Source organism: Emticicia sp. GW821-FHT11C11, from assembly GCF_058808615.1.
The window spans coordinates 597,993-611,873 of sequence record NZ_JBXARV010000001.1; the positions used below are offsets into that span (position 1 = coordinate 597,993).

The 13,881-nt window shown below is 41.8% G+C and carries 8 protein-coding genes; all 8 read left to right on the forward strand.

Features of this window, described 5'->3' with window-relative positions; all coding sequences use genetic code 11:
• Positions 1-23 precede the first annotated feature (23 nt).
• The 8 genes from AC1RRY_RS02430 to AC1RRY_RS02465 all read left to right on the forward strand — a co-directional run bounded on the left by AC1RRY_RS02430 (position 24) and on the right by AC1RRY_RS02465 (position 13,843).
• Positions 24-1,820, forward strand: a complete 1,797-nt coding sequence (locus AC1RRY_RS02430) for a RagB/SusD family nutrient uptake outer membrane protein (RefSeq protein ID WP_492818321.1) — start codon at positions 24-26, stop codon at positions 1,818-1,820.
• Between the two features lie 256 nt (positions 1,821-2,076).
• Positions 2,077-5,520 carry a VCBS repeat-containing protein gene (locus AC1RRY_RS02435; RefSeq protein WP_492818319.1) on the forward strand — a complete coding sequence of 1,148 codons (3,444 nt, stop codon included), beginning with the start codon at positions 2,077-2,079 and terminating at the stop codon, positions 5,518-5,520.
• 415 nt (positions 5,521-5,935) lie between these two features.
• Positions 5,936-7,597: a carboxylesterase/lipase family protein gene (locus AC1RRY_RS02440; RefSeq protein WP_492818317.1), complete on the forward strand. Its 1,662-nt coding sequence runs from the start codon at positions 5,936-5,938 to the stop codon at positions 7,595-7,597.
• A gap of 308 nt (positions 7,598-7,905) precedes the next feature.
• Entirely contained in the window at positions 7,906-8,781 is an 876-nt protein-coding gene (locus AC1RRY_RS02445; protein ID WP_492818315.1) for an alpha/beta hydrolase, read from the forward strand.
• A gap of 12 nt (positions 8,782-8,793) precedes the next feature.
• Positions 8,794-9,672 (forward strand): alpha/beta hydrolase, encoded by an 879-nt coding sequence (locus tag AC1RRY_RS02450; RefSeq protein WP_492818313.1) that lies wholly within the window; start codon positions 8,794-8,796, stop codon positions 9,670-9,672.
• 268 nt (positions 9,673-9,940) lie between these two features.
• The gene (locus AC1RRY_RS02455) at positions 9,941-10,471 is read left to right on the forward strand and encodes a gluconate 2-dehydrogenase subunit 3 family protein (protein ID WP_492818311.1); all 531 of its coding nucleotides are present in this window, start codon (positions 9,941-9,943) and stop codon (positions 10,469-10,471) included.
• A gap of 37 nt (positions 10,472-10,508) precedes the next feature.
• Positions 10,509-12,227, forward strand: coding sequence for a GMC oxidoreductase (locus AC1RRY_RS02460; protein ID WP_492818309.1), 1,719 nt, complete (start codon positions 10,509-10,511; stop codon positions 12,225-12,227).
• A gap of 137 nt (positions 12,228-12,364) precedes the next feature.
• Positions 12,365-13,843, forward strand: a complete 1,479-nt coding sequence (locus AC1RRY_RS02465) for an FG-GAP repeat domain-containing protein (RefSeq protein ID WP_492818307.1) — start codon at positions 12,365-12,367, stop codon at positions 13,841-13,843.
• Positions 13,844-13,881 lie beyond the last annotated feature (38 nt).

A 13,881-nucleotide genomic window follows, 5' to 3' on the forward strand; every position in this document is an offset into this window, starting at 1 on the left:
TATTAAACAAATACTATTCAAATATGAAAAGTAACAAAATTGTTAAAATATTTCTAGCAGCAGGACTTACGGGTGGATTCGCGATCGGATGTAGCGACGGCTTCCTTACCCGTGAACCACAGGCCCAATACAGCCCTACCTCGCTCAAAACGGCAAAGGGTGTAGAAGGTATTTTATTAGGAGCCTATGCCATGATTGATGGAACAGGACTGGAAGGACAAGACCCCTGGATGAATGATATTCATAACTGGGTTTTTGGTGGAATTCCTTCAGACGATGCCTATAAAGGAACTGACGCCGGTGACCAACCTGAAGAATCGTTCCTTGAAAAATGGGATTTTCAACCAACCAATAACCATATTAAAAATAAATGGAGAGGTTTGTTTAAAGGTGTAGCACGTACGAACGATGTTATCAATACGCTGAAAGATGTGAAAGATATAACCGATGCCAGAAAAGCACAGGTTTTAGCTGAAGCAAAATTTCTGAGAGGGTTATTCCACTTTGAGGCAAAAAAAATGTGGAAGAATATTCCGTACATTGATGAGACTACGTTTAATCTGGACGACCTTGAAAGTACCAAGGTACCTGTAGATGCCAATGCATGGGCAAAAATTGAGAAAGATTTTGCAGATGCAGCAGCAGTATTACCGGTTACGCAAGCACAGGTAGGTCGCCCAACCAAATGGGCTGCTAAAGCTTTCCAGGCTAAAGCATTGATGTTCCAGGGCTTTAATGTAAGCACAGGAGCTGCAAATACTGCTAAATTAACAGCGGCTAAAGCAATTCTGGAAGAAATTATCAATAGCGGTAAATACAGATTGGTTGATCTTTACAGAGATAATTTTGATGCCAGTACCCGTAACAATGCTGAATCAATCTTTGAAGTTCAATTTGCTTCTTCAAGTGCTACCGGCGATGCCGCTAACCAAGGTGTGGCTTTGGCACACCCTTATGCTTCTCCTTGGGGATGTTGTGGATTCTATCAGCCATCGCAAAACCTGGTAAATGCTTTCAAAACAAGCGCAGACGGTTTGCCATTGATAGATACTTTCAACGATTCGGATGTGAAAAACGACCAGGGTTTAAAATTGGAAGATTCTTTCACACCGTATGATGGAAGATTAGACCCACGCTTAGATCAGACAGTAGGTCGTCGTGGTATCTTGTTTATTGACTACAAAATTCATAATGTAGACTTTATCCGTGACCAGACGTATGCAGGGCCGTATTCACCTAGAAAACACATCCCTTCTAAAGCATTTACCGGTATAAACGGTTGGGGTAACTTGACCAGCAACAACTACCGTATCATTCGCTACGACATGATCCTGCTTTGGTTGGCTGAGTGTGAAGTAGAAATAGGAAGCCTGGAAAGAGCCAGAGAACTGGTAAATATGATCAGAACCCGTGCTGCCAATCCTGCAGGTTTCGTGCAAAAGGCTACGCAAGGTTCAACTCGTGACGCCTATACTTTGGAATTTGACTCGCAGGGGGCTCCGGTACCGGCAGCGAATTACGTAATTAAAAACTATACCACACCTTGGGCAAGCAAAGACGCAGCACGTAATGCGGTTCGTTTTGAAACACGTCTGGAGTTTGGTATGGAAGGACACCGTTTCTTTGATCTGCAAAGATGGGGTATAGCTGCTGAAGTATTGAACAAATACAACGATGTGGAGTCTAATAAGCGTGTATATAAGAAGGGTGCAAAATTCACAAAAGGTAAAAATGAATTCTACCCTATTCCTCAGGAGGCTATTGACCGCTCAGAAAAAGATGGCAAAGCTACATTGGAGCAGGATCCTGCTTACAAATAATTTTAATGTGATTGTTTTAGAAAAAAAAGTTTATTTTTACAGAGATGGTAGCTTTGCCATCTCTGTTTTTTTCTGAATACTACCTAATTTTATAATGAAACTACACATTTCTGGCTCTCTTCCGAGAAAGCTTCTATTCCTATTATTAATACCGATACTTTTTTCTTGTAGCGAAAAGTCTGAAACCGTTTTTAGTAAGTTAACTACAGAAGAAACCGGGATTCAGTTCTCAAACCGCATTACAGAAAATGATACGATGAATATAATATCGTTTGAATATATCTATAATGGAGGAGGAGTGGCCATAGGCGACTTCAATAATGACAACAAACCGGATGTTTATTTTACCGGAAATCAGGTATCCAACAAACTGTATCTTAATCAGGGAGTTGATGAAAGTAACGAGCTGAAATTCAAGGATATAACCGCAGAAGCTAATGTAGGAGGGGAAGGCAGATGGTGCAATGGGGTTGCAGTGGTTGATATCAATAATGATAATCTGCCTGATATTTATATTTCAACTTCGGTCAAAAAAGTAGTCGGACAAAGAACAAACTTATTGTACGTCAATCAGGGCGTAGGAAAGAATGGTATTCCGTCATTCAAAGAAATGGCTGCCGATTATGGTATTGCCGATACAACTTATTCTATCCATTCCTCATTTTTTGACTATGACAATGACGGAGATCTCGATTTATACATATTGGTAAATCAGATGGAAGACATTAATATTCCGAATAAGTATCGTGAAGTATTGAAAGACGGCAGCTCTAAGCGCACACACCGACTTTACAGAAATGACTGGGACGAATCTAAAAAGCATGCGTTTTTTACCAATGTGTCTAAGGAAGAAGGTATTCTGGTAGAGGGTTTTGGCCTGGGACTGAATATTACAGATATAAACCGGGATGGCTGGAAAGATATTTATGTAACGAACGACTACCTGACCAACGATTTACTGTATATAAATCAGCATAAGGATGGTAAGCATACAGGTTTTACTGAGGAGGCCGGTAGTTATTTTAAGCATACATCCTATTATGCCATGGGTAATGATGTGACCGACCTCAATAATGACGGACTAGTAGACATTGTAGCCCTGGACATGATGCCGTTTAGCAATAAGCGGAAAAAGATGATGACTATGGCCAACAACTACCAGATGTTCCAGAACAATGACCAGTTTCATTATACTTATCAGTATGTTCGGAACACTTTGCAGGCAAATCAGGGGAAAGACCCGGTAACAGGGCGCCCGATGTTCAGTGAAATCGGGTTACTGTCAGGTATTGCACAAACCGACTGGAGCTGGACCCCGATGGTGGTAGATTTTGATAATGATGGTCTGCGTGACATCATTGTTACAAACGGATTCCCTAAAGATATTACCGATCTGGACTTTATGGCCTATAGGCAAACGGTGTCGCAGCTTGCAGCACCCGAACACCTGCTTGGATACATACCTTCGGTTAAAATACAGAATTTTGCGTTCCGGAATAAGGGTGATTTCCAGTTTGAAGAAGTGACCCAAAAATGGGGGATGAGCGAGCCTTCTTTCTCTAACGGAGCGGCCTATGCAGACCTGGATAATGACGGTGACCTTGATTATATTATCAATAACGTTAATGACTCTGCATCGGTTTACAGAAACAATTCTATCCAGCTGAAACCGCAGGAGAGTAATTATCTGCGGGTGCAGTTCAAGGGTAACAGCCCGAATCTGATGGGTTTGGGGGCATGGGTAGAAATTGAGTATGACAACGGTAAAAAGCAGGTATATGAGCATACTCCATATAGAGGATATTTGTCGTCGGTTGAGCCGGTAGCACATTTTGGTTTAGGAAAAATACAGAAGATTAGCCAGCTGAAAATAACCTGGCAGGGAGGTAAAACACAGATACTGAAGGACATAAAGACAAATCAGGTACTGAATTTAAAAGAAAGTGATGCTACTTTACTTCCGGCAGAGGCACAAGCAAATCCTGTGCAGTTATTTACTGATATAAGTACGCAACTGCAGGTGCCTTATAAACACGAGGAAGACGATTATATCGATTTCAACGTACAAAAACTGTTGCCACATAAGCTTTCACAATATGGCCCGGCTGTTGCAGTTGGTGATGTGAATGGCGACGGTCTGGAAGATATATTTGTAGGAGGATCTAAATACCGAAAGGGTAAATTTTTGATTCAGAATAAAGAGAGCAGGTTTAGTGTACAGGATTGGTTACCCGGTGAAGATGGCTTTAAAAAACCAGAAGAAGATGCGGGCGTACTGCTTTTTGATGCAGATAACGATAAGGACCTCGACCTTTATATTGTAAGTGGCAGCTATGAGTTCAAGGCTGATTCTCCGGCTTTACAAGACAGGCTGTACATTAACGATGGCAAAGGACACTATACTTTGAATACGCAAGCTATTCCGGCATTTCTGAAAAGCGGCTCTTGTATAAAAGCAGCAGATTATGATCATGATGGAGACCTTGATTTGTTCGTAGGCGGGCGGGTTGAGCCGAATGCTTATCCGAAGCCTGTTTCAAGCTACATTTTAAGAAATGACAGCGTGAATGGTCAGGTTAAATTTACAGATGTAACACCTCAGGTGGCAGCTAAATTGCAGAATATAGGCCTGATATGTGATGCACTATGGAGCGACTACGACAACGACGGCTGGCAGGATTTAATTCTGGTAGGTGAATGGATGCCGGTTACCATCCTGAAAAACAATAAAGGCAAACTGGAACCAATGGCGCAAAGCGGAGCGCTTGCCACGAAAACCGGCTGGTGGACAAGCATTACCTCGGGTGATTTCGATAACGATGGTGATGTGGACTATATAGCAGGGAACCTGGGCTTAAATACGCTAATGCAAGCCAGCGACGAGCAGCCTGTAAGAATGTATGCCAAAGATTTTAATAATGATGGCTTCTTTGATGCTATTCCGACGGTGTATTTTCCGGATGAAGCCGGTAAACCGAAAGAGTTCCCCTATAATACCCGTGACGACCTGGCGAAACAGTTTATTCAGACAAGGCAGCGATTCCAGAATTATGCCAAGTTCTCAGAAGCTACCATTGATAAAATCCTGAAACCGGAAGAAATGAAGGATGCGCTTGTTTTACAAGCCAACTGGATGAAGAGCAGCTATATTGAGAACAAAGGCAACGGCCAGTTTGAAATAAGAGAACTCCCGGTTCAGGTGCAATTTGCTCCGATAAACGGTATGGTGACAGGAGATTTCGATCAGGACGGTAATCTGGATGTGCTGATAGCGGGCAACGACTATGGAACAGAAGTAGCTGTAGGCAGGCATGATGCCCTCAACGGTTTATTGTTGAAAGGAGACGGCAAAGGTAATTTTACACCGGTGCTGGCTGAAGCAAGCGGTTATTGTGTGAAAGGAGATGCGAAAAGCCTGGTGCGTTTGAAAAATGCCAAGGGTGAGTTGCTGCTGGTAGCGTCGCAGAACCGGGATAATCTGAAGTTTTTCGCTTATAAAAACCCTGTTAGAAGCATTGACTTGCAGCCGAACGAGACTTCAGTCTTGCTGACCCTCAAGGGAGGAAAAATAAGAAAAGAAGAACCGGGTTATGGCTCTTCGTTCTTATCGCAATCGTCTCGAAGTGTTATATTACCAGCAGGCGTGACGAATGTGGAAATTGTAGATAATGCTGGCAAAAAACGAATAGTTAAGCCATAATTTGAAAGTATAAAGAGCCGGTAATTCAACATTTACCGGCTCTTTTGGTTTATTGTATCTTCCTTAGTATTTCGCTTCTTCGCTGAGTTACTCATGTAATAGAGTTCTCCCGGTTAAAACTGCACCGAGTTCAGATAGCTGCATCAATACATACAATCATTAAGAGAATCTGCAAGATTAGTTTTGGTTAAATTTTATTGTTACAATATGGTACAATAACTATATTTGTTCTAATGTAATATTGAAAAAATTATAAATCTGGCTTTTTCTTTGTGCCAAATCGTTATAAAAAAGCGATTTATACACGGATTCTTACCGTAAGTCGATTCTTACCCATGCACACTTTTTAGTATTGTAAATTTAAGAATCATTCAGAGTAGAGCATTCCATCCTTCAACCGCTTAAATTTATTTTTATGAAATCAGACAGACGAAACTTTATTCAGAAACTTGGTTTGGGAACAGCCGGCCTGGGTATAGGTGGCGCGATACCTTTAACGACCCAGGCGCAATCGTTCGGATATAAAGAAAAGGAAGATGAGCAGATACTGTTTGTAGGAGATAATATTGCTGTAGTTGATACAAGCTACGGGAAAATAAGGGGGCATATACTAAGAGGTATTCATACATTCTTGGGTATACCTTATGGGGCTGATACCGGCGGAGAGAATCGTTTCATGCCCCCGCAGAAACCCAAGCCCTGGACGGACGTAAAACCGACGGTCTGGTGGGGCAATAGTGCGCCGCAGATTATGGAAAAACGCTATGCGGATCAGTATTCCTCGTTTGTTGATCATTGGAACTACGATGATGTAAGTGAAGATTGTCTAAGAATAAACGTGTGGACACCTGCGACGGACACTAAAAAAAGACCGGTGATTGTATGGCTGCATGGTGGTGGTTTTGTGAATGGAAACGGCATCGAACAGGATGGATACAATGGCGAGAACATCAGCCGTTTGGGTGATGTGGCTTTTTGTTCGTTGAACCACAGGCTAGGCTCCTTAGGCTTTACTAATCTGGCCGGTGCGGGCGGAAGCAAATTTGCTGCATCAGGCAATGTAGGTATGCTCGACATTGTGGCTGCGCTGGAATGGGTAAAAGAAAACATAGCGAATTTTGGCGGTGATGCCAACAATGTAACCATTATAGGGCAGTCGGGAGGGGGAGCTAAGGTTTGTACTTTAATGGCTATGCCTTCAGCGAAGGGACTGTTCCATAAAGCAGTAGCTTTAAGTGGCTCAACTTTAAGTGGTGTACAGAAAGATTATTCTGAAAAGCTGGGTGCCGCTGTGCTGAAAGAGGCAGGACTAGGAGCAAATGAGATTGAAAAACTGCAGCAGATTCCGTGGAGACAATACATTGACATTGCGAATAGAGCCGTAACCTCATTGGCAGAGGAAGCCAGAAAACTGAATTTGCAAAGAGGTGGTTATGCCCCGGCTGCAGATGGGCATTTTCTGAGCGATAAACCATTTTTTACAGATACCAATCATTTTTCAGCCGATATCCCGCTTATTATCAGCACAACTTTCAATGAGTCTTCACCAAGCAGAACCGATGCTACGCTTGAAAAAGTATCTTTAACTGATGTAAAAGATAAACTAAAACCGAGATTCGGAGAGAAGTCGGGCGAAATAGCAGATGCCTATGCAAAGGTTTTTCCGAATAAAAAGCCGATTGAAATCTGGTCGATGATTCTCAGTAATCGCAAAAATGCTATTATGGCAGCAGATGCCAAAACTAAGCAAAAAGCGCCTGTATATCTGGCCTGGTTTGGCTGGCAGCCACCCTTGTTTGATGGCCGGATGCGGGCATTTCATTGCGATGACATCTGTTTCTGGTTTTATAATACCGACCTGATGCTGACACACACAGGCGGAGGGGCAAGGCCAAGACGTTTATCGGAGAAAATGGCAAAATCATTCCTCAATTTCGTTCGGACTGGTAATCCGAATGGAGGCGGGCTGCCAACATGGGCACCATACACTGCTGCCAATGGCGAAACCATGATTCTGGATGATGTGTGCGCCATAAAAAATGATCCTGACCGGGAAGCAAGAAAAGCCCTTGCCTGAATCGTGTCATAGATTTGACATGATGAAAACAAACTTGTAGATAGGTGTTTCGGAAAATGGATAGAGGTAGAGGTACAGGAATTATTAAAAAATAACCGATAGTGCTAGCAGAATTTATTGAGAAATAATCTTTTCAAAAAACAGTATACACCTGACCCTGGACAGGCGGCAGTCGTCTTTCCTCGAAAGAGGAAAGCGGCTGAAGCCGTTTTTGTACTAAACAAGTTTGAAGTTGTTTTAAATTTGGATTTAAACATATTATCATAGTATATTTACTACTTATTCATCTTATAACCTTGACCTATGCAATGAAACGCATTTTTAATGTGTTGTTTTTATTTTTGTCTTTTACTGCGCTGGCGCAGAAAGGAACTGTAAAAGAAAGTCTAACCATTAAAAGTTCTCTTTTAGGTAAGGACGTAAAGTATAATATCTATCTTCCTGCCGACTACGAAAAGTCCAGCCGTTCTTACCCTATTCTTTACTTACTACATGGTTTTGGTGATGATGAAACGGGTTGGGTGCAATTTGGCGAAGCCAATGGCATTACTGACAGACTCATTGAAAACGGAGAAGTAGCGCCGATGATTATTGCCATGCCTGATGGCGGAGTAAGCGGATATGTAAACAGTTTCGACGGTAAAGTGCCTTACGAAGACTTCTTCATTAAAGAATTTATCCCCTATATTGAGTCTAACTACAGAGTTCGTACCCAGAAACGCTACAGAGCTATTGCCGGGCTTTCGATGGGTGGCTATGGTACGTTGGTCATGTCTACCAAGCATCCTGATTTATTTGCCGCAGCTGCTCCGTTAAGTGCCGGGGTTCGTACTGACGAAGAGGTAATTGCTATGCCAGATGCGCAGTGGGCTAACTCTTATGCCCAACGCTATGGCAGTAATCTGGTTGGTACGGCGCGTATCAACGAGCATTATAAGAAGAACTCCATCCTGAAAATTATTGAGACAACCAATCCTGACGAAATCAAAAAAGTACGTTACTACATTGATTGCGGCGACGATGATTTTCTGATTAAGGGTAATATGGTCTTGCATGCCCTGATGATTGACAAGAAGATACCGCATGAGTTTCGTGTTAGGCAGGGAGGCCATACCTGGACCTACTGGCGTACGGCATTGCCGGAAGTGCTGAAATTTGTAAGTGAAAGTTTCCATCAAAAATAATCTGTTCAGATCATGAAGAAGATAAGTCTGTTTCTGTTATTACTCATTTCAACCCTCAGCTTTGCCCAGCAAGGTATTATCAAAGAAAGTTTGAAGGTGAAGAGTAGTACCTTAGGTAAGGAAGTGAAGTATAACATTTATTTACCTGCCGACTATGAAAAAAATAACCGCTTGTATCCGGTGTTATATCTGTTGCACGGTTATACTGACGATGAAACAGGCTGGACACAGTTTGGACAAACCCCGGAGATTGCTGATAAAGCCATTAATAGCGGAGAAGCGCCGCCTATGATAATTGTAATGCCTGATGCCGGTGTGAGTTGGTATATGAATTCTTTTGACGGAAAGACCAAATATGAAGATTTTTTCATCAAGGAGTTTATTCCATATATCGAAACTACTTATAGAATTCGTTCTAAGAAAGAATTCAGAGCCCTTGCCGGGCTTTCGATGGGTGGTTTGGGTACACTTTTGTTTTCAACCAAGCATCCGGAAATGTTTGCCGCAGCGGCTCCGTTAAGTGCAGCTGTATGGACAGATGAAGAGGTGGTATCAGGAAATCAGAATCAGGATCAATGGAACTACGTTTTTGGTGACTTATACGGTAAAAATCTGAAAGGCAAAGAGCGCCTGACAGAGCATTACTATAAAAATGCACCCATTAAAATTGTAGAAACAGCCAATGCCGAAGACCTTAAGAAAGTGAAGTTTTATATTGATTGTGGTGACGACGATTTCCTTATCAAAGGTAATATGGCCTTGCATGCCATGATGATAGACAAGAAGATTCCGCATGAGTTCAGAGTAAGAGACGGAGGACATACCTGGACTTACTGGCGTACGGCATTGCCCGAAGTGCTGAAATTTGTGGGAGAGAGTTTTCATAGGTGAGAATTGAGTGAATTAGTGATTGTGTGAATGAGTGATTAATTAATTAGGAGTGGTGAATTCGTGAATAAAGTGGTGCATAGTGTATAAAACGAAGTAACACGATTATTCATCATAGTATAGACAGTTAATTCAGAATTTAGAGATTAAAGCAAAATATTCACTAATTCACAATTAGTTTAATCACAAAATCACTAACTCACTCAATCACTAAATAGTTTTAACAACGTATATTTTTAAACATTATCCATATTATTTAATCTAATCAAGAATGAATCGTAGAGAAGCTGTTCAGAGACTTACCCTGTTAGTTGGTGGGGTATTATCTCCACCGGTAATAGCTGGTGTAATGGGACAAGTACTTAATACAGGCGCAAGTGTTGCTACAACTGCCGAACAGGAGGCACTGATTGTAGAATTGGCCGACGTTATTATTCCAACAACCGATACACCGGGTGCCAAAGCTGCAGGTGCAGAAAAGTTTATCATCAGAGTAATGCGCGATTGCTTCGTGAAAGAAGATCAGGATAAATTCTATGCAGGTCTGGCTAAGCTGGATGCTGACAGCAAAACCAAATACGGAAAAGGTTTCGTGAGTTTGAGCGCTGCAGAAAAGAATGAAATGGTGAAGCAAACCATCACTACCGATAAGGCTTTCTTCTTAAGAATGAAAGAACTAACAACCGTAGGTTATTTTACTTCTGAAATAGGCGCTACCCAGGCTTTGGAATACTTACCGATTCCGGGTAGATTCGATGGAAGTGCACCTTACAAACCCGGACAAAAAACCTGGGCTATTTAATTATCAACCTGATCACAGCTAAACGTACAGACAAAAAATGAACTTAAATATAGATGCAATTAAAGCCCAGACCTACGATGCCATTGTGATTGGCTCTGGTGTAACAGGTGGTTGGGCTGCAAAAGAATTGACAGAAAAAGGATTACGTGTTATAATGCTCGAAAAAGGCAAACAGCTGGAGCACGTAACAGGTTATGAAAACGCCATGAAAGACCCATGGCAAATGCAATATAACGGACGTTTGACTACTGCACAGAAAGAGTCACATCCAAAATTATCACGCGATTATCCGTATAATGAAATGACAGAGAAATACTGGATGAACGATTCAGATTCGATGTACAAAGAAGATAAAAGATTTGACTGGTTCCGTCCGGGTATTGTAGGTGGTAAATCGATTATGTGGGGCCGTCAGTCGTATCGTTTAAGTGATATTGATTTTGAAGCTAATTTAAAAGACGGAATAGCTGTTGACTGGCCTATCCGGTATAAAGATATAGCGCCGTGGTATTCTTACGTAGAGAAATTCGTAGGTATATCAGGAGAAAAACTGAACTTGCCTCAATTACCTGACAGTGAGTTTTTACCTCCGATGGAAATGTATATAGTAGAGAAAGAAGTACGTAAACGCATCGAGAAAAACTTCCCGGGTCGCCACATGACTATTGGCCGTGTAGCCAACCTGTCAGAAGCAGCTAAAGCACAATTGGGTGTTGGCCGTGCCTCGTGTCAGTATCGTAACAAATGTTCGTTGGGTTGTCCGTTTGGTGCTTATTTCAGTACACAATCTTGTACACTACCTCCGGCTGCCAAAACAGGCCGTTTGACTTTACGTCCTGATTCGGTAGTAACTGAAATCATTTATGACGAAAACAAAAAAAGCGCAACAGGTGTAAGAGTAACAGATGCCGTAACTTTACAAACTACAGAATATTTTGCTAAAGTTGTTTTTGTTTGCGGTAGTGCTCTGGGTTCTACAGCCCTTTTACTTAACTCGAAATCAAACCGTTTCCCTAATGGCTTAGGCAATGACTCTCAGCAATTGGGGCATAACCTGATGGACCACCACTTCCGTACAGGTGCATCAGGCGTTTGGGATGGTGATCTGGATAAATATTCTTATGGCCGTCGTGCGAATGGTATCTATGTACCTCGCTATCGCAACATAGGTAACGACAAACGCGATTATCTGCGCGGTTTTGGTTATCAGGGTGGAGCCGGTGCAGGCCGTCAGGGCTGGCAACGTAACGTGGCCGAATTGAGCTTTGGCGCTGACTATAAAAACGAAGTAACTACACCGGGTTTGTGGACCATGGGCTTGGGCGGCTTTGGTGAAACGCTTCCATACTACGAAAACAGAATGTATTTACACGCTACAGAGAAAGACAAATGGGGTATGCCATTGGTTGTTTTCGATGCAGAATTGAAAGAAAACGAGAAGAAGATGCGTGTAGATATGCTGAACGACGCCAAGGAAATGTTGGAAAGCGCAGGTGTGAAAAACGTGAGAGGCTATGACAACGGCTCTTATTTAGGTATGGCGATTCACGAAATGGGAACAGCCCGTATGGGTCGTGATCCGAAAACTTCGATATTGAATGCGAACAACCAGGTGCATGATGTCAAAAACGTATTCCTAACAGACGGTGCGTGTATGACCTCTGCCTCATGTGTGAACCCATCTTTGACTTATATGGCACTGACAGCCCGCGCTGCTAACTTTGCAGTTGATCAGTTGAAGAAGAAAAATATATAATCAGTAAAATGATTCTATAAATAATTAACCTCTCGGGCAATCTGCCGGGGAGGTTAATTTTATCAATAAACTTACCGGATACAATGAAATTCCTTCGGATAATAAGCTGCATTTCTGTCCTGAGTTTATTATTCATTATGAGTTGTCAGCAAAAAAAAGAAACTGCTCAACAAAGTGGCGAACAACTCGCCAAAACGCATTGTGCATCCTGCCATTTATTTCCTGAGCCCGAATTATTGGATAAACAGACCTGGAAAAAAGGTGTTTTGCCCGTAATGGCCCTGCAGTTAGGTTTTCAAATTAACGGCGATGAGGTGTATCCTGATATACAACAGGAGATCAGAGGCGATTCAAGCTATATAGTTAGTAAGTCGGCCATGAGCATTGATGAATGGGAACGACTGGTTAGCTATTACATTGAAAAAGCGCCTGAAAAAATAGCCAAACAGAACCGCCCACCTATAAAAGATATTACTGATTTATTTGAAGTAAGCGTGCGGCCTGTTCAGAAAAACGGTTTTCCTTCAACTACTTATTTGAAAATTGATGAAGGTAATCAACTGATTTATCAGGCAAGCCTTTTTGACAGCTCATTGAATGTATTCTGTAAAAATCTGAAAGCCGTTTCTTCAAGGAAACTTAATGCCACCATTGTAGACATAGACTTTAGTAATGATCTGAAACAATCGGGCAAGCGCAGTGGATTTATGACCAGCATTGGTATTGTACACCCGAATGACTTACGCAAAGGCAGGTTATTGGATTTCGACGCTACCGCTAAAAGTAAAGCACTGATTGACAGTCTGCAAAGACCGGTTCAGAGCATTGCTGTTGACTTGGACAATGATGGATTGAAAGACCAGTTGATTTGTAGTTTTGGTAATACAAACGGAGTATTAGCATGGTATAAAAATCTGAACGGTAAAGGCTATGAAAAGCGTGTAATAAGAGAGCTGCCCGGAGCTATTAAAGCCTATATTACAGATGAAAATAATGATGGCTTACTTGATGTGTGGGTGTTGTTTGCACAGGCGCAGGAAGGCATATTTTTGTTTATGAACAAAGGGGGCGGTAAATTCGAAACCAAAGAGATTATGCGTTTTCCGTCGGTTTATGGCTCTTCTTATTTTGAGCTCACCGATTTGAATAAAGATGGCCACAAAGACATTGTGTATGTAAGTGGTGATAACGCCGATTTTTCAAGCAATCTGCTGAAAAACTATCATGGGGTGTATGGATACCTGAATAACGGTAAGAATGAGTTTAAACAGGCGTTTTTCTTTCCCATCAATGGTTGTTTTAAGGCAATTGCTTATGATTTTGACAATGACGGAGACATCGACATTGCTACAATTTCCTATTTCCCGGATAGGAAAAACCAACCCGAAGAAGGCTTTGTATATCTTGAAAATCAGGGTAAGCTGAATTTTAAACCGTATTCTATTAAAGAGGCAAACGCAGGAAACTGGTTAATGATTGATGCCGGAGACATAGATGGTGACGGCGACAAAGACCTGGTAATAGGGAGTCTGGATCTGAACAAACGAAACAAGAAGGATACTATGCAAAAAGATATTGCATTCTTATTGTTGAAGAATAAGCTAATTAAACGATAAAGGCAGGGTTTTCAGCCCTGCCTTTTCGCTTCTTTATG